Below are 23,704 nucleotides of genomic sequence, written 5' to 3' on the forward strand. Positions count from 1 at the left end.
CCTGAACGGGGGCCGGGTGACTGTGGTGGCTCCGGCGAGGGTCAAGGCGCAGTGATAGCCAGACGGGCATGATAGCCAACCCGGCAGAGGACGACAGCAGGATCTGATGAATTTATGCCGCACATCAAGAAATTTGTCGGCAGAGAGCGCGGTGGCTGAGGCCGTCAAAAAACAAGGGCCATCCTGGATGGCCCTTGCGGTCATGGGTCGATTTGAATCGGCTTAGCAGCGGTTGCCGGCGCGGGCGACCCGGCCCTCGGCCAGCAGCTGGTAGCGGCCGGTGGCGGCCGGGACGAAGGCGGACTGCCCCTTCTCGAGGCGCAGGGTGTCGTCACCGCGCTTGAGGATCACGGCCTCGTCGATGGCAAACAGGATCTCGGCGCTGGCGGTGGTGAGTTGGTGCTCGCCCGCCGGGTAGACACTGAAGGTGAAGTCCGGTACCGGCACCTCGAAGTGCTGCACCGCCCCTTCCAAGCGGGGGGCCAGCAGGATCTGATCGTCCGGCTTGGGCAAGCAGCGGGTGCAGGCCAGCAGCTCTGCCACGTCTATGTACTTGGGGGTGAGCCCGGCGCGCAGCACGTTGTCGGAGTTGGCCATGATCTCAAGGCCAGTGCCGCGCACATAGGCGTGCGGGGTGCAGGCGTCCAGATACATCGCCTGGCCGGGCTGCAGGGTCACCACGTTGAGCAAGAGCGGCGAGAAGAGCCCCACATCCCCCGGGTACTGGGCGGCCAGGCTGGTGACGAGGGCGAAGGTCTCTTCATCCTGATGGGCGGCGGCAAAGGCCAGCAGACCAGCCAGCGCCTCCTCCTTGCGCGCCCCTTCCAGCACCAGCAGCTGGTGGAAGAAGTGCTGCAGGCCCGCTTCATTCTGGCTGGCGGCGAGGGCGGCAACCAGCTTGGCAAGGGCGGGCAGCTTGACCCGCTCGAACAGCGCCAGGATGGCCGGGATGGCGCGAAAGCCGTTCATCGCCTGATAGGGGGTGAGGGCAAACACCAGCTCGGGCTTGTGGTTGGGATCCTTGTAGTTGCGATTGGCGGCCTTGGGCGAGATGCCGGCGGCCTCTTCCTTGGCAAAGCCCGCTTCGGCCTGCGCCTTGCTCGGGTGCACCTGAATGGAGAGGGCCTTCTCGGCGCACAGCACCTTGAACAGGAACGGCAGGCTGCCGAAGCGGGCCTGGGTGGCTTCGCCCAAGACGGCGGCGGGGGCGCGCTCTATCAGGGTCGAGAGCTTTTGCGCCTGCCCGGCCAGCACTACCTCGGAGCAGCCATTGGGGTGGGCACCCATCCACAGCTCGGCCTGGGGCTTGCCCGCCGGATTGGGGATGCCGAACAGGGTGGTGAGGGCGTCATGGCTGCCCCAGTCGTAGCCTTGAATCGGATTTTGCATTGACAAAAAAGAGGGCAGATCGCGACTGCTCATAAGGGATGCCTCATTTGGTGTGCAGAAAATCGGGTGCAGAAAAGGGTGGCATTGCTGCCGTGGACCGGACTATAACATGTGCGGTCGCGGGCACCGCAACCGCTTGCCTCTCTCTTGATCAGGATCAGCATGTCTCTTGTCTTCAGCCAGTTGCTCGATGGCGCCCTCCACGAGCAGGCCCCCTTCGACCAGATCTGGTTTGCCCAGGATCAGGGGGTGCCGCCCGGTTTCAGCTATCAGGTCAACTTTCCCCGCCTCGAGCTGGTGTTCAGCGGCGAGTATCGCAACCAGATCTGGGACAGGGAGCAGGGCTGCCAGGAGATCTGCATCGCCCCGGGGCAGGCGCTCTACATCCCCCCCAACGGCTGGAACAAGCCGCTCTGGACCACCGACTGCTCGGTGCTGAGCCTGCTGTTCGGCAAGCGCCAGCTCGGCTTCAGTCTGGTGAGCAAGCGGCGGGAAGACCCTGATTTCTTTGACGTGCAAAAGCACAGCATCATGGCCCGGGCCGGCCATGTGAACGAACACATACTGGCGGCGCTCAACGTGCTGACCGAGGATCCCGCTCGCTCCCCCACCGACAATCACCTGCTGCAGGCGCTGCTCACCAGCGTGCGCCAGCTGCTGGCCGAGTCCACCTTCGAGCGGCCGCGGGGAGCCGAGCTGTTTCACGGGATCTGCATCTATATCCAGGAGAACTTTCACCGCCCCATCAGCCGGGATTCGATCGCCCATCGCTTCAACGTCTCGGCCAGCCACCTGTCGCACCTGTTTCGCGAGCAGGGGCACATGCGCCTGGCCGATTACATCAGCTGGGTGCGCATCGATCGGGCCAAGTTCATGCTCAAGAAATACCGCTTTCGCCTCGAAGAGGTGGCCAGCCGCTGTGGTTACAGCGATGTGAACTATTTTTGCCGGGTGTTCAAGCAGAAGACCGGGCTGACCCCTTCCCAGTACCGGGCACTCAGCCAGCCGCAGGGGCAGGCCGAGGGGCTGGCGGGATAAGCAGGGATGCTGCTGGAGCCTGTCCGAGGCAGGCGCCGGCGGGGCTGCTTCGGATCCGGAGCAGGCAGAAGGGACGCATTGTGATCCAGTGCGCGACTATGGTCTGACATGCGTGCTCGCCATTTGATTCTGCAAATGGATGGGCTTAAGATGGCCGCGCGCAACTTACAGATTGATAACAAACGGAAGTTAGGAGATGCCGATGGAAAGCAAAGTAGTTATCCCGACCCAGGGCCAGAAAATCACAGTCGATGCCAACGGCAAGCTGCAGGTTCCCAACCATCCGATCATTCCGTTTATCGAAGGGGATGGCATCGGTGTGGACGTGACCCCGGCCATGTTGAATGTGGTGAATGCCGCGGTCGAGAAAGCCTACAAAGGCGAGCGCAAGATCGCCTGGATGGAGATCTACACCGGCGAGAAGTCGACTCATGTCTATGGCGAAGGTGCCTGGCTGCCGGCCGAAACCCTGGATTTCATCCGTGAATACTGTGTGGCCATCAAGGGCCCGCTGACCACCCCGGTCGGCGGCGGTATTCGCTCCCTCAACGTGGCCCTGCGCCAGGAGCTGGATCTCTACATCTGCCTGCGTCCGGTCCGTTATTACGAGGGTACCCCGAGCCCGGTCAAGCGTCCTGATCTGACCGACATGGTGATCTTCCGCGAGAACGCCGAAGACATCTACGCCGGCATCGAGTGGAAAGCCGACAGCGACGAAGCCAAGAAGGTGATCGCCTTCCTGCAAAACGAGATGGGCGTGAAGAAAATTCGCTTCCCCGAGACCTGCGGCATTGGCATCAAGCCCATGTCCAAGGCCGGTACCGAGCGTCTGGTGCGTGCCGCCATCGAGTATGCCATCGACAACGATCGCGACTCCGTGACCCTGGTGCACAAGGGCAACATCATGAAGTTCACCGAAGGTGCCTTCAAGGATTGGGGCTACGCCCTGGCCCAGAAAGAGTACGATGCCCAGCTCATCGACGGCGGCCCCTGGTGCTCCTTCAAGAACCCGAAAACCGGCAAGACCATCGTGGTCAAGGACGTCATCGCCGACGCCTTCCTGCAACAGATCCTGCTGCGCCCGGCCGAGTATGACGTCATCGCCTGCATGAACTTGAACGGCGACTACATCTCCGACGCGCTGGCGGCCCAGGTGGGCGGCATCGGCATCGCGCCGGGTGCCAACATCGGCGACGGCGTGGCCCTGTTCGAAGCAACCCACGGCACCGCGCCGAAATACGCTGGTCAGGACAAGGTCAACCCGGGCTCCCTCATCCTCTCCGCCGAGATGATGCTGCGCCACATGGGCTGGACCGAAGCGGCCGACCTCATCATCAAGGGGATGGAAGCGGCGATCCGCAACAAGACCGTCACCTATGACTTCGAGCGTCTGATGGAAGGTGCCACCCTGCGCTCCTGCTCCCAGTTCGCTCAGGACATGATCGACCAGATGTAAGTCTGTGAAGATGCAAAAGGCCAGCCCCAGGAGGCTGGCCTTTTTTATGGGCGTTTGGTTCCAGAAGCGGCGTTCGGTCAGGTCGCCGGGGCGAAGCGGCCGAGCAGGGCGGCGCTGGCGTCGCTCACGCCAGTCAGCTGCACCTCGGTGCCGGCGGCCTCGAAGCGGCGGCGCACCGTGGTCAGAGCCTCGGCGGCGCTGAGATCCCAGAAGTGGGCGTCACTTAAATCGATCACCACCCGCTCGAGGGATTCACCGGTGTCAAAGCCGGCGCAGAACTGCTCGGTGCTGGCGAAGAAGACCTGGCCGTGCACCCGGTAGGTGCGGGTGGCGCCGTGGCGCTCGCTGTCGCTGTGCACCAGCAGGGTACGCGCCACCTTGTGGGCGAAGAAGAGGCAGGCCAGCAGCACCCCGGTCAGCACCCCGAGGGCCAGGTTATGGGTCACCACCACCACGGCCACAGTGCTCAGCATCACCAGGTTGGTGGCCAGCGGCGTCTTGTGCATGCGCAGCACTGAGCCCCAGGAGAAGGTGCCGATGGATACCATGATCATCACCGCCACCAGGGCGGCCATGGGGATCTGGCGGATCCACTCGTCCAGGAACACCACCATGACGATGAGCAGGGCTCCCGCCACCAGGGTGGAGAGGCGGCCGCGGCCACCGGATTTCACGTTGATGACCGACTGGCCGATCATGGCGCAGCCCGCCATGCCGCCCATCAGGCCGGCGGCGATGTTGGCCAGCCCCTGGCCCTTGCACTCGCGGTGGCGATCGCTGCGGGTGCCGGTCATCTCGTCAACGATGGCGGCGGTCATCAGGGATTCGAGCAGTCCCACCACGGCCAGGGCGGCGGAGTAGGGGAAGATGATGGCCAGGGTCTCGAGATTGAGGGGCACCTCGGGCCACATGAAGACCGGCAGGGTGTCCGGCAGGGCGCCCATGTCGCCGACCGTGCGCACCTCGAGGCCGAGGCCGACGCTCACCGCGGTGAGGAGCACGATGCACAGTAGCGGCGAGGGGAGCAGGCTGCCGATGCGCGGCAGGCGCGGGAACAGGTAGATGATGCCAAGCCCGGCTGCGGTCATGGCGTAGACCTGCCAGCTGACGTTGGTCAGCTCCGGCAACTGGGCCATGAAGATGAGGATGGCCAGGGCGTTGACAAAGCCGGTCACCACCGAGCGCGAGACGAAGCGCATCAGAGCGCCGAGGCGCAGGTAGCCGGCCAGGATCTGCAGCAGGCCGGTGAGCAGGGTGGCGGCCATCAGGTATTGCAGGCCGTGCTCGCGCACCAGGGTCACCATCAGCAGGGCCATGGCGCCGGTGGCGGCGGAGATCATGGCCGGGCGGCCGCCGGTGAAGGCGATGATGACGGCGATGCAGAAGGAGGCGTAGAGCCCCACCTTGGGATCAACGCCGGCGATGATGGAGAAGGCGATGGCCTCCGGGATCAGGGCCAGGGCCACGACCGTGCCCGACAGCAGATCCCCCCTGACGTTGCCAAACCACTCTTGTCTGATGCGCTCACGCATGGATTGTTCTCGCTCGTTGCTGGCGCTCTGGGCGCGCGTTGTCGTTATGGGCGCGGTGGCCGCGCGGCGCGCGACTCTAACAAAGGGCAGGGGCAGGGGCAAGGCGCGAACGGGCCGATGTGACGCCAAATTGCACATGGCAGGCGGCCCTGCCCGGTAACCTGTTGAATCGATGCGGGCAACGATATGAAGCAGGCAGATCTGCGCTGTCATGGTGAGAGCACAAAGGAGGTGAGGGGAAGAAGGGGCTGGATAAAAGAGAGCCTTGCAGTTTGGGACTGCAAGGCAAGGATTCGGATGATTAGGTGGTTCGTTCCAGATGGTGCTGGTAGATCTGCTGCCATTTGTCCTGCTCGGCCTCATCCCCCTGGGTCTGCCAGAACTCGCAGATGGAGCTGGCGAGTTCGGATGCCATGGCGTGATCCCCATCGCGGCGACTCATCAGATATTGTCCCAGCCAGCTTTGATATTGTTTCATTGCCCGATCTCCTTATCTCGTGTGTCTTGCTGACCGCCGCCAGGCTTTGTGCCGGACGGGGCCATCAGGCCACGGTTTTTCTGCATGCCCGACATGGTTGTGATCGACGGATTGGGTCGCGATCTCGCCGGATCAGGGCGCCAACGTGGGTGCAGATGTCAAAAAACGGTCACTATCGTATCACAAAATAACCAGCTTGGGGGGATTGTCGGCAATTCAGGGTGTCCAGCTGTCTGGCCGTCTGGCTTGCAAGGGGGCGAACAGCGGCGCCATCTTGCTGATCCCACACGAGAAAAACCCGCCAGTCTGGCGGGATTTATGGCTGGAAAAAAGATCAGAGGCGGGCGCTGGCCAGGTACTTTTCCATCTCCTCGGCGGGCACCATGCCGCCGCCGGTGGCCCACACCAGGTGGGTGGCCCGGACCATTCTGGCTGCATCCAGCCCCTGGACAGCCTGCCATTCAAGGTTGGCCGCCACGCGCCACGGACCTGCCATGCCGGCCAGCGCAGAAGGTTCCAGCTTTATCTGCTCAGCGCGGGCCAAGAGTCCGAGCAGGTCATACATCTCCTGATCGCTCAGGGTGTAGAAACCTGCCAGCAACCGCTCCATGGCGCGGCCGACAAAGCCGGAAGCGCGCCCCACCGCGAGACCGTCGGCCGCAGTGAGGTTGTCGATGCCAAGGTCTTGCACCGCAATGGCATCGTGCAAGCCGGTGTGCACCCCGAGCAGCATGCAGGGGGAGTGGGTCGGCTCGGCGAACAGGCAGTGAACATTGTCACCGAAGGCGAGCTTGAGGCCAAAGGCCACTCCGCCGGGGCCGCCGCCGACGCCGCAAGGCAGGTAGACAAACAGCGGATGGTCGGCGTCCACCACAATCCCCATGTCATCAAACTGCGTTTTCACCCGCTCACCGGCCACTGCGTAGCCGAGGAACAGGGTGCGGGAGTTCTCGTCATCGATGAAGAAACAGTTGGGGTCGCGTTCGGCCTCCTTGCGCCCCTGCTCCACGGCCACCCCGTAATCCTCGGCGTATTCCACCACGATGGCGCCATGTTCGCGCAACTTGCGCTTCTTCCACTCCCGCGCATCGGCTGACATATGGACGGTGACGCGAAAGCCGAGGCGGGCGCTCATGATGCCGATGGACATGCCGAGGTTGCCGGTGGAGCCCACCGCGATGCTGTACTGGCTGAAGAAGTGGCGGAACTCGTCTGTGAACAGCTTGCGATAGTCGTCCTCTTCGCAGAGCAGGCCAGCCTTGATGGCCAGCTGCTCGGCATGGGCCAGCACCTCGTAGATGCCGCCGCGCGCCTTGATGGAACCCGAGATGGGCAGATGGCTGTCTTTTTTGAGCAGCAACCGGCCGCTCACTTCGACCCCGTAACGGGCATTCAACGTGTGCTGCATGGCCGGGATAGCGGCGATCTCGGACTCGAGAATGCCCTTGCTGGCGCGGGTCTCGGGGAAGGCTTCACACAGGTAGGGGGCGAAGCGGGCCAGGCGGGCGGAGGCATCCGCCACATCGCTGCCATCGAGCCCCACATAGGGAAGACCTTCCACCAGGGTGGTGGCCTTGGGGTTGAACCAGCTGACCGGTTCCAGCGCGATCAGGGATTGCAGCAGCGGAAACTGCTGGGTGAGTTGTGATACATCGATGTTTTTCATGGTGTTCTCGGCCTCGTTACACGATACAGGAGAGCAGGAAAGTGCCGGCCAGCGCCATCAGGGAGGCGACAAAGGTGGCGGTAGTGTAGTACTTGAGCGTTTCGTTCAGGGTGGCGCCGCAATACTGCTTGACCAGCCAGAACAGGGAGTCGGTCACCATGGTGCAGCCAATGGCACCGGAGCCGATGGCGAGCGTCATGATCTCCGGGCTGATGTTCGGGTAGTGCACCATGATGGGGGAGACGATGGCGGTAGCCCCCATCATGGCGACGGTGGCGGAGCCCACGGCGGCGTGCAGCACGATGGCCACCAGCCAGGCCAGCAGGATGGGATGCATGTCGAGCTGGGAGAGAATGGTGGCCAGGCCGTCCCCAAGGCCACTGGCCTTGAGTACCCCGTTGAAGGCGCCGCCGGCACCGATGATCAGCAGTATGTTGGCAATGGAGGAGAAACACTGCTCGGTCTGGTCCAGCAGCCCTTCCATCTGCATGCGCCGGCGGATCCCCAGCACGTAGTAGGCGGTGAAGGCGGCGATGAACATGGTGGTGATGGGGTTGCCGATAAACTCCAGCAGGGTATAGAGGTGGCTGGCGTGATCCATGTTGAGCTCAGCTACCGTCTTGACCAGCATCAACAGGATAGGCAGCAGCACGGTGAAGAGAGAGGCGCCCAAGGTCGGCAGCTCGTCCTCGTTGCGGGCCTGGATGTCGGCAAAGGCGGCAGGCACCTCCTTGAACGGTACCCGCTTGCCCAGCAGCTTCAGAAACAGCGGGCCGCCTACCAGCGAGGCAAACAACCCGACCGCGAGGCCATAGACGATGACGGATCCCACATCGGCACCCAGCTGATTGGTGACATAGAGGGCGGCGGGGTGGGGTGGCACTATGCAGTGCACGGCCATCAGGGCGGTACAGAGCGGAATGGCCAGGGTCAGCAGCGAGGTGTTGGTCTTGCGGGCGATGGAGAAGGCCAGCGGAATGAGCAGCACCACACCCACCTCCACAAACAGGGTGATACCGCATACCAGCCCGACCAGCACCATGGTCACCTGGGGCGACAGCCAGCGGCACTGCTGCAGGGCGAGGCCGATGCGCTCGGCGGCGCCCGACACCTCCATCATCTTGCCGAGTATGGTGCCAAGGCCGATGACGGCGGCCAGAAAGCCCAGGGTGCCGCCTATGCCTTCCTCCATGGCGTTGACCATCCTGAGCGGGTTCATCCCCATCAGGGCGCCCACATAGAAGCTCGCCAGCAGCAGGGCGAGGAAGGGGTGGACCTTGCCCTTCACTATGGTGACGACGATCAGCAGTATGCTGGTCAGCAAGGTTCCGACGATCCACATTTCTGAATTCATGGCGTGCCTCTGTCATGGGAATGATGTTGGCGCTATTGAATGAAAATGCAGGTTCCCTGACAAATGATGAAATCGGCAGCTTGGTTGAGCTGGGTTGATGCAAAGGTGCCACATTCATCACATTTATGGTGTGAAGGTGGTTTTGCGTGGTGTGAGCTGATGCAGCGGGCCACTTTTTCGGTATCATCGGTGCCGGTTTCGCAAGGGGGGCATATGTACGGCGAAGAGAACTATGTGGCGAGAAGCAGTGTTGCGGGAAACAAGCTGCTCAACGGCTATCAGCTGGCCAGACTGCACACCTTCGAGGCGGCAGCCAGACACGGCTCCTTTGCGCTGGCCGCCGACGAGCTGGCGCTCAGCCCGAGCGCGGTGAGCCACCGGATAAGCGCCTTGGAGGAGGATCTCGGCTTCAAGCTGTTCCAGCGCTTTCACCGCAAGGTGGCGCTGACGGCAGACGGGCAGCGGGTGTTCTGGGCGCTCAAGTCATCGCTGGAGTTCATCAACCAGGAGATCCTGGAGATCCGCCATCAGGAGCTGTCGGGCACCCTGACCGTCTACTTGCGTCCCTCCATCGCCCAGTGCTGGCTGGTGCCGCGACTGGCGGATTTCTCCCGCCTGCATCCCCAGATCGAGCTCAACATCATGACCGGCAACGAGAACATCAACCTGCATGGTTACGGCATCGATCTCACCCTCTATTTCGACGACAAGACGCCTGCGCGGCTCGCCATTCATCCGCTGATGGACGAGTACATGGTGCCGGTGTGCAGCCCGGAGTATGCCGAACAGTACGGCCTGCTCGGCAACCCGGCCAACCTGGCGCACTGCCGTCTGCTGCACGATCGGCAAGCCTGGGGCCATGACTCTGACGGCGACGAGTGGTCCAGCTGGGCCGAGCAGTCCGGCGTGTCGCTTTCGGCATGCAGGGCCAGCATGGGGTTTGATCGCTCCGATCTCGCCATCATCGCCGCCATGAACCACGCCGGGATCGCCATGGGACGGCAGAACCTGGTGAGCAAGCGGCTGGCACAGAACGAGCTGGTGGCCCCCTTCCCGGACATGGCGGTGCGCTGCGCCCAGCGCTACTACATCGCCACCCTGCCCAATTGCCAGAACCCCAAGGCACAAGCCTTCATCGACTGGGCCTGCCAGCAGGCGGGGGAGAGGGCGCCGGTTTTGTAGATAAGGGCTGGCAAATAGAACGGGCCACCTCTTGGGAAGTGGCCCTTTTTCTGTTCAAGCTGATGGTTGGGAAATCGCGCCTGTCACTGGATCACAACGGTGGAAAGCTCAGGCCATTTCTTCATCATGTAACGGTAAAGTTCTGGGTGCTTTTTAAGATTTGTTCCTGCAACAGGTACAGGCTTTTCCTCTGGGTACAGGGGCTTGCCATCCGCGACAAAATGTTCAACACCACGCAGGGCAAACTTTTTGCCATCTCGGTAAGCAAAATATTTCACATCACCGGGATCGAGCCCGCCGCGACAGGTCATTGAATATGAGAGCAGCAGATAATAATCCCCCTTGCCGGTGAGCTCGACGACCTCAAATCCGGTGGGGTTGATATTGATGAACATATCGAGGTTGCAGTTGGTGACGCTGTCATACAAGACCCACTCCTGCTCACCGTTCAGGGTGCCCAATCCGGTAATAGCCAGAGATCGACTGTCTTTCTCCGTAGCCGGGATCTCATCGACCGACAGCGTGACCTCATGCTTGCCCTTGCTATCAAGCCACAACGCCTTGTATAGCTGTTCGCTGCTATAAGCCGGTGCTGCGCCAAGCAACCCCGCAAGGACTATCCATTTCATGGCCACTTATCCCCTTTAGGTCGTGATGGATCTTGAAAAGAGCGGCGTCAGGCGAAGCTAATCAAATCCGCAGGATGAGGGAAAGGTTGAGCCTGGAGGCAGACTCAACCGGCAGCTCGATCACTCTGGCCAGGGGCCGTACCAGGCATCGCTCAGCGACTCGACCTGGTGGGTGGCAACCCAGGGCTGGCTGGCCAACCACTGGGCGGTCTGCTCCCTATCCGATTCGGTGAGCGTGCCCCCGGCAAGCTGGCAGAGGTAGCCACTAATCTCGTGCCCCGAGAGAGCGCCACCGCCACCGAAGCCCCAACCTTGCGAGTCGATAAACTCAAGCCAGCGATCGAGCGCCTCTTCAAAACTCACCAGCTGAGGCTTCAGGCTAAACATGAGTTGAAAACCGAATTCCTGAAACTCGCCGACATGGAGTTTTTTGCGCAGGCGGCGGGAACGATTCTTATAAGAGCGAACTGGGGTCATTGGGTGACTCCTGATGATGTGGGGCTGATAGCCGGTTTGGATGCCCGTTTACGCGGCTTGGCGGTGGCTCGCTCGGCTTGAATGCGAGCCAGCAGGGCGGCGGCGCTATTGTCGCCACTGATCAGGTCCGGATTGGCGGCACGCCAGTCGGCGGTCAGCTCGCCGCGAAACGCCTTGGCCAGAATGGCCTGGGTCAGGTTATCGACCCGCTCCTTGGCGGCCTTGGCCTGTAGCTCGATACTATCGGCATAGGCAAACAGTTGTTCTACTCGACGGACAATTTCGGTTTGTTCTTCTACCTGTGGTAAATTTATAACCAGCCCATTCAATTTACTTTGGGTCATGTTCATGCCACTTTCAGATATGCCAGTTTTCAACTCTTCTATATAAGATAAATATGTAGGTGAGTTGAGGCACCAGTTTAGGTACTGTGGCAAAAGGTGCTTCACGTTGGTTCTGATTCTATAAACCTTATCGCAGATCATAAGGTTGGGGTAATCGTCATCGACAATGCAAGTAATGCCACATCGACTTCTAGGGCCTGCTCGTGTGATAAGGATATCGTCCTTTAATAAGGTTAGCGCTGTTCTCGGCTTTAACTCTTCAGGTAAAGTTTTATTTTCTTCCTTTAGAAAAAAACCTGGTTGGACAGCAGATGTTTTGATAACACCCCATTGATTATTTTGAACAGGCTCATTAATACATTTGGGGCTCCAGCCCTGGTCTAAAAAGCTAACGACACTTGCTAATTTTTCCTTCCTTGGTTGGTTAACCGTGTTTTTACTACGCCACTCTTCCGTCAATTTCCCACTCACCGCAGCGGAAAGTACGGATTGGCGAAAACGCTTGATAATTTCTGGGATACGGGCCAGACGGGCTTGGGTGGCCTCCACCTGAGCCAGCAATTTATCAAGCCGGTCGCTGATCTCTTTTTGCTCTGCAAACGGAGGGATAACAAATGGTAATGTTTTAGCTGTTGCTCCCGAGATCTCTTTGAACGTCGTCCCTGTACCAAGACTTTCGGCTAACCCTCTGATGCTTTTTAAAAAATAATATGCATAAGTGGATGCTATCTCATTTGAAAAAACAAAATTCTTAAAGCCTTGATTTGTCGATATCTTATTTGCAGCAATAGCAACATAGCCAATAGGTGCCCTGCTACTAAAAAGTAATGCCCCTGCAGGCATTAATTTAGCTGAACTCGTCGCCAGTCCTTTTTCGCTCAGATCTCGACTACCATGGCTAATATATTTTTCCATGTATCCGCTTAAATCTGCAGGCGTAAGCCAAGCAAACCCGGTCCCGGGTGCAGAAAAATTACTTTTATCATCAGCTTTTGGGGTACCGCCAGCAACAACATCTGAGATAGCGCCGATATTACTCATTGCCCAAGTTGAGGGAATGTATGCCTGCATCACGCCATCCCCTCCAGTGCCTTAACCAGATCCTGCAATTCGGCCAGCGCCGCTTCCAGCTCATCCTTGGCCTCGTTGGCCAGCGCCAGTGGCTCCGGCAAGTCGGCCGCATCGACGCTGTTTTGATCCTTAAGCCAACTGATATCCAGCGAATCCCCCTTGTTATCGCGGATCCACTCACGGCTAAAGCTGCGCCAGCGGGCTGTTTCGAGGCTCTGCGCCTGCATAGCCTCCTGCGGCAATTCGCCCAATTGCTGCCAGACCCCCTCCACGCGCGGTGACTGACCGTTCTTGTCACGGCCATAGGCGGCGATAAAGGGGGCAAAGTGCGCCTGGGTCAGCGGGGTGCGTTTGCCAAAGGTCTGCATATTGGCGCGCATATCGTAGACCCAGACTGCCTGGGTGCAGTTTTTGTCTTGGGCCGGATTGTCCGGGGTGCCCTTCTGGAAGAAGAGGACGTTAGTTTTAACGCCCTGGGCATAGAAGATGCCGGTGGGCAGACGCAGGATGGTGTGCAGGTTGCATTTGTCCATCAGGTCGCGGCGGATCTCGGTGCCCTTGCCCCCTTCAAACAGGACGTTGTCGGGGATCACCACGGCGGCACGGCCACCGGGTTCGAGGGCATCGTAGATATGCTGAATAAAGCAGAACTGCTTGTTGCTGGTGGGGTGGACAAAGGTGCGGGTGATATTGGTGCCCGCAGCGCTGCCAAAGGGCGGGTTGGAGAGGACAAGGTGAGCCTTGGGCAGGGTTTCGCCATCCTTGCCAAGGGTGTTGCCAAGGCGAATGGCGCCGTGCTGGTCATCCCCTTCGATATCGTGCAGCAGACAGTTCATCAGAGCCAGACGGCGGGTCTCCGGCACCAGCTCGAGGCCAACGAAGGCCTTTTTCATCTGGAAGACTTGATCCGCCTCGTCGAGATCATCGAGATCCCGGCTGTGGGCCTTGATATAGCGGTCGGCTTCGATCAGAAAGCCAGCCGTGCCGGCGGCGGGATCCTGGATCACCTCGCGGGGCGCGGGCTGCATCACCTGTACGATGGCGTTGATCAGCGGGCGCGGGGTGAAGTATTGACCGGCGCCGGACTTGGTCTCGTTGGCGTTTTTCTGCAGCAGCCCTTCATACATGTCGCCGAAGTCGTCGCGGCTCTTGCCCTTTTCCCCGTCGAACCACTCGAGCTTGTCCATGTTGCTGACCAGCTCGCTAAGCTGGGCGGGCTGGGTGATGGTGGTGTTGACGTTCTGGAAGATGGCGCGAACGATGGCGTGATCGTCAACCCCGAGCTGAACCAGCATGTTGCGGTAGAAGCGGTGCTGCTCCTGCCCCAGCTTGCTCTTGAGATCGCGCCAGCGATACCCCTCCGGCAGCAGATCTGCCTCTTGTCCGGTCTCTTCGCACATCTTGAGAAACAGCAGGGAGGCTAGTTCATTGACATAGTTCTGGTAGGAGACGCCGCCGTCGCGCAGGTTGTCGCACAGCTTCCAGAGCTTGGCGACCAGATCGGTGTTGTTCATCGGTATTTCTCGTTGAGCAGGCGGCCCGCAGGCCGCCTTGTAAAGAGTGAGTGGGCGCCTCTGTCAGGCACCACCAAAGTGGGCAGGATTGTACCCGTTTCAGGCGGGTTTATCCCAGATCAGTTGGCTGAACTCGGCAAGCAGCTCATCGAGCTTGTCATCAAAGAGCTGCATCAGCTTGGGTTTGCCGCCCCGGCGGCGGTAGTTGCCTACCTTGAAGGTGTCATCATCGAGCACCACCTTCTCCTTGATGGAGTCGGCCAGCCGTTCGAGCCAGATAAGCTGCTCGCTGTGCCAGTCGTGTTGACCCTTGATGCGGGCCAGCGCCTTGTCTACCCGATCCTCGAACGGCTGCAGGGGGTCGCCGATGGCGGCGCGGCGAATATGGCCGACCAGGCGGGCGGCGATATCCTGATTCTTGGCGGCCTTCCACGCGGCGCGCAGGGTTGAATCGTTGTAGTTCTCTTTATCGAACCACTCCTGCAGTTGCAGCAGCGCGCTGCGGGTGAGATCGCGCGGGCGGTTGATGATGGCGTCGATGGCGGCCTGCTCGTTTTGGGAGCGGCTGACCAGCTGGTCGAAGGCATCGAGGAAATCCTCTGCACTGTCGTGATCGCCATAGGCACGGCTCACTTCAATCACTTCATCGTCGATATCGCTGAAGATGGGTAGATCCCGCAGCTCGTTGATGGTGCGTTTGAGGTGCTCGAGGCGGGGGATCAGGGTCGGCAACTGGTTGAACACCTCGGCAGACCAGCGCGGGCCATTGCTGCGCAAGGTTCGGCCCAGCTGGTTGAAATCACAGCCAGCCGACTCGCGGCAGAGTTCATCGAGGCGTGCCAGCTGTTCAGCCACCTCTTTTGAGCGATCGCGGTTGTAGCTGGCCTGGTTGCTGATGCGCTGCAGCTTGGCCACCAACTGCTCGTGGCTGTGCTCGGCAAAGCTGCGGCCATCGGCCTCTTTCACCTGATAAGTTTCCGAGTCGGTGATCTCGTTGACCAGAGTCTGCAAGGGGACATCAGGGCGCACCACCACCGGGCGCATGGTATCGACCTGCTCCAGGGTGGCGTAGAGATCGACGGCATCGAAGATGCGAAACGCACTCTTGCCCACCTGGGGGCAGAGACGGGTCGCGCGCCCCTTCATCTGCTCATAGAGGATGCGGCTGCGCACTTTGCGCATAAAGACCAGATTGCAGATGCTGGGGATGTCGATACCTGTGGTGAGCAGGTCGACGGTGACCACTATGTTGGGCAGCCGCTCCTTGTTGAAGCGGGTGATCATCGATTGCACCTTGTTGGCGTCCTTGTCGGCATCGCCGGTGATCTTGATGATGGCGTCATGTTCCAGCGCCGGAAATTTTGCTTTGAAGGCGGTGCGCAGCTCGTCGACCACGTTGTCGGCATGGTTGTTGTTGACGCAGAAGATCAGGGTCTTCTGATTGCCGGTGGGGTCGAGGTGATTGACCAGCTCCTCGCAGACGACCCGGTTGAAGTTGGAGGCGATCAGCTCGCGGTTGAAATTGGCCACCTCGAAGTTCTGATCATCTTCGAGGGTATCGTCAATCAGCTCACCCTGATTGCTCAGACGGTGTACCTGACTCCCTTTGGCGAAGTAGACCCCCTCCTGGCTGCGGCGGGTGATGATGCGGATGGGCGGCTCCTGATCTACCAGATAGCCGTCGAGTACCGCTTTGCGATAGCTGTAGCGATAGACCGGCTGGCGCGATGGCCCGCCGAAAATATCGATGGTGTGCAACGCCGGAGTGGCGGTGAGCGCCACCTTGACCGCATCGAAATGGTCGATGATGCGACGGTAGGCCGAGATGTAGTCGAGCTGGTTGCGAAAGGCCATTTCGCCCTCGGTCTGCTCCTTGTCGAGAATGTAACCCCGGTGTGCTTCGTCAATGATGATGCAGTCGTAGCGGCCGACCGGCATCACCTCATCGCTCTGCAGGGTGCGCTTGACCAGTGATTGAACGGTGGCGACATGGATCTTGGTGCTGTCTTCCGGAAAACGGTCCGTCAGCCCCTGGATATTGAAGATGGCGTTGAAGGTATCGCCGCTTATCTGGGTATCTTCAAAGGCGCCCAATGCCTGTTTGCCGAGGGAGGTTCTGTCGACCAGAAACAGGATGCGGTTGAAGCGTTGTGACTGGAGCAGGCGGAACATCAGGGCAATGGCGGTCCGGGTTTTGCCCGTACCGGTTGCCATCGCCAGCAGGATATCTTGCTGACCGGCGATGATGGCCTGCTCAACGGCTTGTACCGCCTCCTCCTGGTAGTAGCGCAACCCCAGTTCGCTCATATCGCTGTGGCTGGCAAACCAGAGGTTGTTGCGCCGGGGATCTCGCGCCAGCATGGCCAGCAGCTCTTCGGGGCGATGCCACTCGGGCAGGGCTCTGGGCATATTGCCCGGATGACGCACATCCCGATACCAGATGCCGCTCTTGCTCTTCATGGCGGCGCGATATTCGCGACCATTGGCGGAGAAGCAGAATGGCACTTTGTAGCTTACCTGGCTGCCGGGCTCATGCCACTGGCGCAGGTAGCTGGCATGCATCTCTGTGACCTGATCATGGGCCTGCGCGTCGGTGGCTGATGCATAGAGCTCCTCCTTGAGGTGAGCCATATCGAAATATTTGCTGTAGCGGTAAGCCTCCGTAAGCTTGCCTGCCACATCGATGTTGCCCTTCTTGGCTTCAATGATGCCGACAGGAACAAGCCCTGCGAACAACACGTAGTCGGCAAAACCACGCTTACCCGTTTCATCTTCAGCCGTAGGCCACTCGGCAATTGCCATATTGCGGCCAGCGTGCGGGCGGGTGCCATTGGCAAATTTGAGCTGTTTGGTATCGGCCTCCCAGCCTGCTTTGCGCAACTGGGCATCGATAAGATAGCGACTCTCGCTCTCGCTCAGATCGAGCGAGCGCGTGGTTGCAAATTCCATGACCTGCTTGCGGTAGACTGTGCGTTCGGCAACGCTCAGTTTCGCCAACTCGGCCTCTCTGGCTGCCAGTTGGGCCTCCAGAGCAGCGATACGCGCTGCCGTTTGCGCCTCGGTCTCTTGTTGCTTGCCTTCGAGGATGGCGATATAGCCATTGAGCGCTATCAGCTGTTGTTGTTGGGCGGCGATCTCGGCTGCTGTCTGTTGCTGGGCTAGGCTGCGCTGTTCCAGCTCCTGCTTCAGCGTCATCACCTCCTGGTGATAGTAGTGGCGCTCTCCTTGTGGCAGCACAAAAATGGGAGCTGCAAAATCATACTGTTTGCTGATCAGGCGGTAGTACCAGACCCCCAAGCGGAAACCGAGTCGCAAGGACATGGCGGCATCATCAAGGTCGTTGTGATAGTCATGGACCGCTTTGTTGCCGGTTCGACGCAGGGTATGAAATACCCCCATGATGCCGTCATCGACAAAGCTGATCTTGCCGAGCTCTCTTAGCAGGTCGAGTTGGCTCTCTGTCGCGGGTAGACCTAACAATTTGCCAAGATGCTTGGCGGTCGCCTCACCGAAGATCCGCATCTTCACCAGGGTGGTATTGGGATCATCCGGATAGTTGTTCTCGGCGGCACAGGCGATGGCATAGAGGAAGTCGTTGGTGCCTTTGAGAAACTCGAAATTGCTCTTGTCCATGTTCAATCTTCCAGAAAGTAATCCGAATCCAGGGTCTTGATGGTGAGGGTCTGGCGAATAGTGACGCCGACGCCGGATTCGATCATCAGAGCAGCCAGATGTACGCCGTCGATCAGCACGATACGTTTCTCAATTAGCCCGACATACTCCTGCGCCTCACGGCTAAAGCTGGAGGTGGTAATAAAGACCCCTTTGCGGGCTTTGTGCAGATCCAGGGCGCCAGCGAAAGACTGGATCTCGGGGCGCCCAACGGTTTTGTCGGTGTAGCGCTTGGCCTGCAGGTAGATGGAGTCGAGCCCCAGCCGGTCTTCCTTGATGATGCCGTCGATGCCGCCATCACTGCTGTAGCGAGTGGTGCGGGCGGCATCCTGCTGGCTGCCGCCATAGCCCATCGCCACCATCAGATCGACCACCAGTTGTTCAAAGAAGCGAGGCGAAAGGCCAAGGATCTCGGCCAGCAGGTCATCGGCAAGGGACTTATTGATGGCGGCGAGTGCCAGCTCAATCTGTTCTTGCGGGGTGTTGGTCAGCTCTGTTCTTTGTGGGTCTGCAGCATTGGCAACCGCCTGCGGCAGGCTGCCGGTGCTTTCACCTGAGGCCAGGGTAAAGGTAACAAACTCGCCGAATTGGGCCAGATAGTGGTTGTCGATGGTCTGGCCCGACGCCAGTGCTGCTTTACCCCGTTCGGTAATAAGGCAGATGCCCCGCTTGGGTTGCTCAATGAGCCCTGCCTTGACCAGATAGGTCTTGGCCCAGCCGACCCGGGAGCGAACCGTGGTTTGCCGCCCGCTAGGCAGGGTGTGAGCCAGTTGTTCAGGAGTAAAAGCATAATGAGCACATACAGCTTCATACACTTGTCGAAGCGTATAGCTGTTGCCGTCTTTCAATGAAAAAAGCACGGCAGGCATCATGTGTTCATAGCTGGGAATTGCGTCGGTCATGGATGATGGATAAATCCAGAAACAGTATTGTGCTGAATAATCTCACAAAATCCGCTTGATTAGGTTGATCCAAGACTCAAAAGATCTCGCTTCCCCCTATTGTGCAGATACTCTTTGAGCCGTGAGGCTTGCTGAATGACCCACTGCAAAGAAAGCCTAAATAAAAAGGGCCACCTCTTGCGAGGTGGCCCTTTCCAAACGTTTGGTGGAGCTGGGGGGATTTGAACCCCCGTCCAAAATTACTACATCCTTGGCACTACATGCTTAGTCACTCTTTACATTCGCCAACCCGCTGCGGAGAGACACGCCACGAATTGACTAGCTCGATTGGTTTTAATGCTTCCGCCCCGAGCAGGACTTCCACACGATCCTGTGAAGGATGACCTTCCGATTCCCTAGGACACAGGCAAGCTAGGGTAGAAGGGCTCAGCGCAGGTTATTAAGCTGCGAGTGCGTAGTTTTCGTCGTTTGCGACTATTTTTTTGCGGTTTATTAACGAGGCCTACCGCACCTCGGCATGCACCTTGGGTTTCGTGAATCTTGTCGAATCCAGAATCAGCCCCAAGTTGTTAAGAGCGATTGTACGCAAAAATCCTGTCATGGCAAGGCGTTGATGGTCATTCCCGCAGGGAGCCGCTTCATTTGCCGATTTATTGTGCGCTCGCCTGGCGGGGGCGGGTAAGCGGCGGGCCGGAAAAGAAAAAGTCCGGGCAGGAGCCCGGACCTTGCAGCATCAAGCGGATTAACCGCGGTGCTTGTTCTTCATGATGCGCGCTTTTTCCCGATCCCATTCGCGGGCCTTGGTGTCTTCGCGCTTGTCGTGCTCTTTCTTGCCCTTCACCAGGCCGATCTCGACCTTGACCCAGCACTGTTTCCAGTAGAGGGCGAGGGGAACGACGGTGTAGCCCTGACGGGCAATCAGGCTCTCGAGCTTGTCGAGTTCACGACGGCTCAGCAGCAGTTTGCGGGTCCGGGTCGGGTCGCACACCACATGGCTGGAGGCCGCTTGCAGTGGCAGGAAGCTGGAGCCGAACAGGTAGGCCTCACCATCGCGGAAGATGACATAGGCTTCGCTGATGTTGGCCTTGCCCGCCCGCAGAGATTTGACTTCCCACCCTTGCAGGGACAGACCCGCCTCGATCTTCTCTTCGATGAAGTATTCGTGGCGCGCGCTTCTGTTGAGTGCAATGGTGTTGGACCCGGCTTTGTTTTTACTGTTTTTTTTGCTCATGACGGGCGATTTCCGGCAATGACTGGGAGGAGGGCATTATACGTGGGCAAGGGCGGCTGTAAAACGCGCAGCGGGTCAACTGATGGCTTTATGAGCAGTTTGACCGAGGTTTTACCTCCACAAGATGAAACATGATGATAAAATCGCGGCGATTGGATGAGGAAAAGCCATGCCCCGTATTACTCGCAGTGCCCTGGTGATGTTCAGCGCCGAACAGATGTTCAGGCTGGTCAATGATGTTCACGCTTATCCGGAGTTCCTGCCCGGTTGTGTCGGCAGCCGTGTCCACGAAACCGGCGATGACTATATGACGGCCTCGGTCGATGTGGCCAAGGCCGGGATTGCCAAGACCTTTACCACCCGCAATCTGCTCGATACCAACCGGCAGATCAAGATGGAGCTGGTGGAGGGGCCCTTCAGCAAGCTGGCGGGCTGGTGGACCTTCACGCCGCTGGACGTGGATGCCTGCAAGGTGGAGTTTGATCTCGACTTCGAGTTCACCTCCAAACTCATCGAGCTGGCCTTCGGCCAGATCTTCCGCGATCTGGTGAGCTCCATGGTGCTCGCCTTCTCCAACCGCGCCAAGGTGGTGTACGGTGCCTGATCAACTCAATATCGAAGTGGTCTACGCCCTGCCCGAACGGCAGACGGTGCTGCGGCTGCGGGTGCCTGCACAGACCTCGGTGCTGGCCGCCCTCGAGCAATCCGGCATAGTGCAAAAACACCCCGAGATCGATCTGGCGGTCAACAAGTTCGGCATCTACAGCCGACCGGTCAAGGGTTCCGAGCTGCTGCAAGATGGCGATCGCATCGAGATCTACCGTCCGCTCATCGCCGATCCCAAGGAGATGCGCAAGAAGCGCGCGGAAAAGGCCAAGGAAGAGGGGCGTGCCGATGTGGTCACGGGGGGTCGTCCCAATGCCAATCGCAAACAGTCTGACTAAATGCCTGCATTGGCAGGCATGATACTTCGTATAAAAGGTGCCAGCACTGGCACGACACCTCATATAAAAAAGGCGCCTTGGCGCCTTTTTTGATCCCGTCATCCACCGGCCAAGTTGAGGTGTTTCACTACAGCTGGAGCAGCCGCTCGTTCTCGACCACTTCGCAGCCGGCGGGCTGGCGGGAGAGGGCGATCATGGCGCGGGCCACCTGGCCGGCCTCGATGGCGCGCCAGCGGCGCAACCTGCCGACCAGGAGCGGCTTCAACAAGGGGTAGACGGCCTGGAAAAACTGCTCCGAGCGGCGCGGTGGCTGGCGATCTCCCAGCAACATGGCGGGGCGCACGATGGCGAGTCGTGGCCAGGACTGGGCCAGTAGGGCCTGCTCCATCTCCCCCTTGGTGCGCGGATAAAGGGCAGGGGAGTGCGGGTTGGCCCCCAGGCTCGAGACCACCACCAGTCGCTGGCAGCTGTGGCGGCGGGCCAGTTCGGCAAAGGCCAGCACATAGTCGAGATCGACCCGGCGAAAGGCCTCGGCCGAGCCGGCCTCCTTGCGGGTGGTGCCAAGGCAGCAGAAGGCGAGATCCACCGGCTCGGGCAGATTCACCTCGGCCAGCATATCGAAATTGACCGGCAGCCAGTGGCGGGCGGGTTGCGGCTGCCCGGGCCTACGGCAGAGCAGGGTCAGTTGGTGCTCCGCGGGTAGTTGCCGCACCAGCTCGCGGCCGATGAGGCCGCTGGCCCCGGCGATCAGGATCCGGCTCATGCTGCTCTCCCTGTGTGATGAAATTGACGCCGGCATCCGCTGAGGGGCTGCCGTCTGCCAGCGGGTCGTCCGTGCTGGCGGCGTTAAAACAAAACCGGCGCGAGGCCGGTTTTGTGGATGGGATCAGAGCGGGGTATGGAAGGCCGCTGGCAGCGGGAAGTCGCCGGTGACCGTGGCCAATCTGTCGTTGGCAAAGGTCAGGGTGAGCTCCTTGCGCTCTTTCTCGCCGCGCCCCGGCTGGAATTCATAGAGGTAATACCAGGTGTTCGGGTCAAAGCCATCGCGCAGCATGGCGGAGCCCAGCACGAACTCGACCTGCTCGCGGGTCATGCCCTGGCGCAGTTTGTCGACCTGTTTTTGTTCCACATAGTTGCCCTGAGGAATATCGATGCGATAGACCAGGCTGCAACCAGACAGGGTGAGGGCGGTCAGGGCCGCGGCAATCAGGTGTTTCATCCGCATATCGAGTTCAGATCATCCATTCAAGTCTTTTTAAGCTCGGCAAATCATACCGGCTCCCTCTACGGAAGTAAAAAGCCATTGATCCATCAGCCAATAAAAAGGGCCGCCATGCGACCCTTTCTGCCGATTGCGCCCTTACATGGCGGCGCGGAAGATGGCGACGATCTCTTCGTGGCTTGCCTGTTTCGGGTTGGTGAAGCCACAGGCGTCTTTCAGGGCGTTCTCGGCCAGCAGGTTGAAGTCGTCTGCCTTGACGCCGAGTTGCTCCAGCCCGGCCGGGATCTTGACGTCGCGAGCCAGCTGCTGGATGGCGGCAATGGCGGCGGCGGCCCCTTGCTCGTCATTCATGGCGCTCACGTCCACCCCCATGTGACGGGCCACGTCCTTCAGGCGAGCGGCGCACACCTGGGCGTTGTAGGCCTGCACGTGGGGCAGCAGCACGGCGTTGCAGACCCCGTGCGGCAGGTCGTAGAAGCCGCCCAGCTGGTGGGCCATGGCGTGCACATAGCCCAGGCTTGCGTTGTTGAAGGCCATGCCGGCCAGGAACTGGGCGTAGGCCATCTGCTCGCGGGCGTGCAGATCGTCCCCCTGATTGACCGCGGTGCGCAGGTGCTTGGCGATGAGCTGGATGGCCATGATGGCGCTGGCATCGGTCACCGGGGTGGCGATGGTGGAGACATAAGCCTCGATGGCGTGGGTCAGCGCATCCATGCCGGTGGCGGCGGTGAGGCCGGCCGGCTTAGCCAGCATCAGCTCGGGGTCGTTGACCGACATCAGCGGGGTGACGTGCTTGTCGACTATGGCCATCTTCACGTGGCGAGCCTCGTCGGTGATGATGCAGAAGCGAGTCATCTCGGAGGCGGTGCCGGCGGTGGTGTTGATGGCGATGAGCGGCAGCTGCGGCTTGGCAGAGCGATCCACCCCTTCATAATCCTTGATGCTGCCACCGTTGGCGGCCACCAGGGCGATGCCCTTGGCGCAGTCGTGGGGCGAGCCGCCGCCCAATGAGATGACACAGTCGCAGCCATTGGCCTTGAGCATGGCCAGGCCCGCTTCCACGTTGGTCATGGTCGGGTTGGGCTTGGTCTCGTCGAAAACTGTGCTTTCAATGCCATGTTCTGCCAGCAGGCCGGCGACCTTGGCGACCACGCCGATCTGGTTGAGGATCTTGTCGGTGACGATCAGCGCCTTGCGATGGCCATAACCCTTGATATCGGCTGCCGCCTCTTGCAGACAGCCTGCTCCCATCAGGTTGATTGCGGGAATGTAGAACTTGAATGTCGCCATGATGGACTCCGTTTTATTAGCCATTAAGTGGTATGCGGGCGCCAACATAGCATCGTTAGAGGGGATGAAAAGGGGTCAATGGTATCTGCTTTGCAACTTTATGGACTCGATCACGTACCGGAAACATGGGTCGCGACAGGGATTGACAAGGGCCCTTGCCCGTTCGTGGGAAGAAAAACGTTTTTCAATTAATTCATCAGGTTAGCAAACGTTTTGCGCCGAATTTGTCACTGTCAATGCAAGGAAGTGTGAGATGCTTCAAGGAATTGGAAAGCGCTTTCGACCATAGTTGGCGCCTCCCCGACGAGGGGAG

The 23,704-nt window shown here is 59.7% G+C and carries 20 protein-coding genes and 1 other RNA gene; 5 read left to right on the plus strand and 16 right to left on the minus strand.

Features of this window, described 5'->3' with window-relative positions:
- Positions 1 to 222: 222 nt before the first annotated feature.
- Positions 223 to 1,422: a mannose-6-phosphate isomerase, class I gene (manA, locus tag R2E40_RS07080; RefSeq protein ID WP_318165091.1), complete on the minus strand. Its 1,200-nt coding sequence runs from the start codon at positions 1,420 to 1,422 to the stop codon at positions 223 to 225.
- Between the two features lie 129 nt (positions 1,423 to 1,551).
- Between manA and R2E40_RS07085 the strand changes: the two genes are divergently transcribed.
- Positions 1,552 to 2,427 carry a helix-turn-helix transcriptional regulator gene (locus R2E40_RS07085; RefSeq protein ID WP_005298937.1) on the plus strand — a complete coding sequence of 292 codons (876 nt, stop codon included), beginning with the start codon at positions 1,552 to 1,554 and terminating at the stop codon, positions 2,425 to 2,427.
- A gap of 202 nt (positions 2,428 to 2,629) precedes the next feature.
- Positions 2,630 to 3,883: an NADP-dependent isocitrate dehydrogenase gene (gene icd / locus R2E40_RS07090; protein WP_041217735.1), complete on the plus strand. Its 1,254-nt coding sequence runs from the start codon at positions 2,630 to 2,632 to the stop codon at positions 3,881 to 3,883.
- A 77-nt stretch (positions 3,884 to 3,960) separates the two neighbouring features.
- On the opposite strand, the gene R2E40_RS07095 is transcribed toward icd, so the two are convergent.
- The 4 genes from R2E40_RS07095 to dsdX form a co-directional block, all read right to left on the minus strand.
- On the minus strand, positions 3,961 to 5,415 hold the full coding sequence (locus R2E40_RS07095; RefSeq protein ID WP_124250201.1) for a SulP family inorganic anion transporter: 1,455 nt from the start codon (positions 5,413 to 5,415) through the stop codon (positions 3,961 to 3,963).
- Positions 5,416 to 5,716: 301 nt separating this feature from the next.
- Complete coding sequence (locus R2E40_RS07100; protein ID WP_005298942.1) at positions 5,717 to 5,893, minus strand: hypothetical protein; 177 nt, start codon at positions 5,891 to 5,893, stop codon at positions 5,717 to 5,719.
- Between the two features lie 334 nt (positions 5,894 to 6,227).
- Positions 6,228 to 7,559, minus strand: a complete 1,332-nt coding sequence (locus R2E40_RS07105) for a D-serine ammonia-lyase (RefSeq protein ID WP_318165092.1) — start codon at positions 7,557 to 7,559, stop codon at positions 6,228 to 6,230.
- A 16-nt stretch (positions 7,560 to 7,575) separates the two neighbouring features.
- The gene (dsdX, locus tag R2E40_RS07110; RefSeq protein WP_318165093.1) at positions 7,576 to 8,913 is read right to left on the minus strand and encodes a D-serine transporter DsdX; all 1,338 of its coding nucleotides are present in this window, start codon (positions 8,911 to 8,913) and stop codon (positions 7,576 to 7,578) included.
- A gap of 213 nt (positions 8,914 to 9,126) precedes the next feature.
- Between dsdX and dsdC the strand changes: the two genes are divergently transcribed.
- Positions 9,127 to 10,095, plus strand: a complete 969-nt coding sequence (dsdC, locus tag R2E40_RS07115; protein WP_318165094.1) for a DNA-binding transcriptional regulator DsdC — start codon at positions 9,127 to 9,129, stop codon at positions 10,093 to 10,095.
- 83 nt (positions 10,096 to 10,178) lie between these two features.
- Here the strand turns inward: dsdC and R2E40_RS07120 are convergent, their stop codons facing one another.
- From R2E40_RS07120 to smpB, 8 genes are all read right to left on the minus strand, one after another.
- The gene (locus R2E40_RS07120) at positions 10,179 to 10,724 is read right to left on the minus strand and encodes a M949_RS01915 family surface polysaccharide biosynthesis protein (protein WP_139390133.1); all 546 of its coding nucleotides are present in this window, start codon (positions 10,722 to 10,724) and stop codon (positions 10,179 to 10,181) included.
- Positions 10,725 to 10,844: 120 nt separating this feature from the next.
- Complete coding sequence (locus R2E40_RS07125) at positions 10,845 to 11,201, minus strand: 50S ribosome-binding protein YggL (protein ID WP_318165095.1); 357 nt, start codon at positions 11,199 to 11,201, stop codon at positions 10,845 to 10,847.
- On the minus strand, positions 11,198 to 12,616 hold the full coding sequence (locus R2E40_RS07130; RefSeq protein WP_318165096.1) for a restriction endonuclease subunit S: 1,419 nt from the start codon (positions 12,614 to 12,616) through the stop codon (positions 11,198 to 11,200). The genes R2E40_RS07125 and R2E40_RS07130 overlap by 4 nt, the downstream gene beginning before the upstream one ends.
- Positions 12,616 to 14,130: an N-6 DNA methylase gene (locus R2E40_RS07135; protein ID WP_318165097.1), complete on the minus strand. Its 1,515-nt coding sequence runs from the start codon at positions 14,128 to 14,130 to the stop codon at positions 12,616 to 12,618. The genes R2E40_RS07130 and R2E40_RS07135 overlap by 1 nt, the downstream gene beginning before the upstream one ends.
- 99 nt (positions 14,131 to 14,229) lie before the next feature.
- Positions 14,230 to 17,763 (minus strand): type I restriction-modification system endonuclease, encoded by a 3,534-nt coding sequence (hsdR, locus tag R2E40_RS07140; RefSeq protein WP_318165098.1) that lies wholly within the window; start codon positions 17,761 to 17,763, stop codon positions 14,230 to 14,232.
- Positions 17,764 to 17,765: 2 nt separating this feature from the next.
- Positions 17,766 to 18,704, minus strand: a complete 939-nt coding sequence (locus R2E40_RS07145) for a restriction endonuclease (RefSeq protein WP_318165099.1) — start codon at positions 18,702 to 18,704, stop codon at positions 17,766 to 17,768.
- A gap of 203 nt (positions 18,705 to 18,907) precedes the next feature.
- Positions 18,908 to 19,267: a transfer-messenger RNA gene (gene ssrA, locus R2E40_RS07150) on the minus strand.
- A gap of 179 nt (positions 19,268 to 19,446) precedes the next feature.
- Entirely contained in the window at positions 19,447 to 19,935 is a 489-nt protein-coding gene (gene smpB, locus R2E40_RS07155) for an SsrA-binding protein SmpB (protein WP_011705343.1), read from the minus strand.
- A gap of 169 nt (positions 19,936 to 20,104) precedes the next feature.
- Between smpB and R2E40_RS07160 the strand changes: the two genes are divergently transcribed.
- The gene (locus R2E40_RS07160; protein ID WP_318165100.1) at positions 20,105 to 20,539 is read left to right on the plus strand and encodes an SRPBCC family protein; all 435 of its coding nucleotides are present in this window, start codon (positions 20,105 to 20,107) and stop codon (positions 20,537 to 20,539) included.
- Positions 20,532 to 20,879 carry an RnfH family protein gene (locus R2E40_RS07165; protein WP_024943861.1) on the plus strand — a complete coding sequence of 116 codons (348 nt, stop codon included), beginning with the start codon at positions 20,532 to 20,534 and terminating at the stop codon, positions 20,877 to 20,879. The genes R2E40_RS07160 and R2E40_RS07165 overlap by 8 nt, the downstream gene beginning before the upstream one ends.
- A gap of 127 nt (positions 20,880 to 21,006) precedes the next feature.
- Here R2E40_RS07165 and R2E40_RS07170 read toward each other — a convergent pair whose 3' ends face one another.
- From R2E40_RS07170 to yiaY, 3 genes are all read right to left on the minus strand, one after another.
- Positions 21,007 to 21,642, minus strand: coding sequence for an NAD(P)H-binding protein (locus tag R2E40_RS07170; RefSeq protein WP_318165101.1), 636 nt, complete (start codon positions 21,640 to 21,642; stop codon positions 21,007 to 21,009).
- A gap of 123 nt (positions 21,643 to 21,765) precedes the next feature.
- Positions 21,766 to 22,104 (minus strand): outer membrane protein assembly factor BamE, encoded by a 339-nt coding sequence (locus tag R2E40_RS07175; protein ID WP_011705347.1) that lies wholly within the window; start codon positions 22,102 to 22,104, stop codon positions 21,766 to 21,768.
- 135 nt (positions 22,105 to 22,239) lie between these two features.
- On the minus strand, positions 22,240 to 23,391 hold the full coding sequence (yiaY, locus tag R2E40_RS07180; RefSeq protein WP_318165102.1) for an L-threonine dehydrogenase: 1,152 nt from the start codon (positions 23,389 to 23,391) through the stop codon (positions 22,240 to 22,242).
- Positions 23,392 to 23,704 lie beyond the last annotated feature (313 nt).

It is taken from the genome of Aeromonas sp. CD (assembly GCF_033349375.1).
GTDB classification, from domain to species: domain Bacteria; phylum Pseudomonadota; class Gammaproteobacteria; order Enterobacterales; family Aeromonadaceae; genus Aeromonas; species Aeromonas hydrophila.

What these genes read in the sequence shown, in the direction of transcription:
- manA (WP_318165091.1), bottom strand. Translation starts at nt 1,422, where the DNA reads ATGAGCAGTCGCGATCTGCCCTCTTTTTTGTCAATGCAAAATCCGATT.
- R2E40_RS07085 (WP_005298937.1), top strand. Translation starts at nt 1,552, where the DNA reads ATGTCTCTTGTCTTCAGCCAGTTGCTCGATGGCGCCCTCCACGAGCAG.
- icd (WP_041217735.1), top strand. Translation starts at nt 2,630, where the DNA reads ATGGAAAGCAAAGTAGTTATCCCGACCCAGGGCCAGAAAATCACAGTC.
- R2E40_RS07095 (WP_124250201.1), bottom strand. Translation starts at nt 5,415, where the DNA reads ATGCGTGAGCGCATCAGACAAGAGTGGTTTGGCAACGTCAGGGGGGAT.
- R2E40_RS07100 (WP_005298942.1), bottom strand. Translation starts at nt 5,893, where the DNA reads ATGAAACAATATCAAAGCTGGCTGGGACAATATCTGATGAGTCGCCGC.
- R2E40_RS07105 (WP_318165092.1), bottom strand. Translation starts at nt 7,559, where the DNA reads ATGAAAAACATCGATGTATCACAACTCACCCAGCAGTTTCCGCTGCTG.
- dsdX (WP_318165093.1), bottom strand. Translation starts at nt 8,913, where the DNA reads ATGAATTCAGAAATGTGGATCGTCGGAACCTTGCTGACCAGCATACTG.
- dsdC (WP_318165094.1), top strand. Translation starts at nt 9,127, where the DNA reads ATGTACGGCGAAGAGAACTATGTGGCGAGAAGCAGTGTTGCGGGAAAC.
- R2E40_RS07120 (WP_139390133.1), bottom strand. Translation starts at nt 10,724, where the DNA reads ATGAAATGGATAGTCCTTGCGGGGTTGCTTGGCGCAGCACCGGCTTAT.
- R2E40_RS07125 (WP_318165095.1), bottom strand. Translation starts at nt 11,201, where the DNA reads ATGACCCCAGTTCGCTCTTATAAGAATCGTTCCCGCCGCCTGCGCAAA.
- R2E40_RS07130 (WP_318165096.1), bottom strand. Translation starts at nt 12,616, where the DNA reads ATGCAGGCATACATTCCCTCAACTTGGGCAATGAGTAATATCGGCGCT.
- R2E40_RS07135 (WP_318165097.1), bottom strand. Translation starts at nt 14,130, where the DNA reads ATGAACAACACCGATCTGGTCGCCAAGCTCTGGAAGCTGTGCGACAAC.
- hsdR (WP_318165098.1), bottom strand. Translation starts at nt 17,763, where the DNA reads ATGGACAAGAGCAATTTCGAGTTTCTCAAAGGCACCAACGACTTCCTC.
- R2E40_RS07145 (WP_318165099.1), bottom strand. Translation starts at nt 18,704, where the DNA reads ATGACCGACGCAATTCCCAGCTATGAACACATGATGCCTGCCGTGCTT.
- smpB (WP_011705343.1), bottom strand. Translation starts at nt 19,935, where the DNA reads ATGAGCAAAAAAAACAGTAAAAACAAAGCCGGGTCCAACACCATTGCA.
- R2E40_RS07160 (WP_318165100.1), top strand. Translation starts at nt 20,105, where the DNA reads ATGCCCCGTATTACTCGCAGTGCCCTGGTGATGTTCAGCGCCGAACAG.
- R2E40_RS07170 (WP_318165101.1), bottom strand. Translation starts at nt 21,642, where the DNA reads ATGAGCCGGATCCTGATCGCCGGGGCCAGCGGCCTCATCGGCCGCGAG.
- R2E40_RS07175 (WP_011705347.1), bottom strand. Translation starts at nt 22,104, where the DNA reads ATGCGGATGAAACACCTGATTGCCGCGGCCCTGACCGCCCTCACCCTG.
- yiaY (WP_318165102.1), bottom strand. Translation starts at nt 23,391, where the DNA reads ATGGCGACATTCAAGTTCTACATTCCCGCAATCAACCTGATGGGAGCA.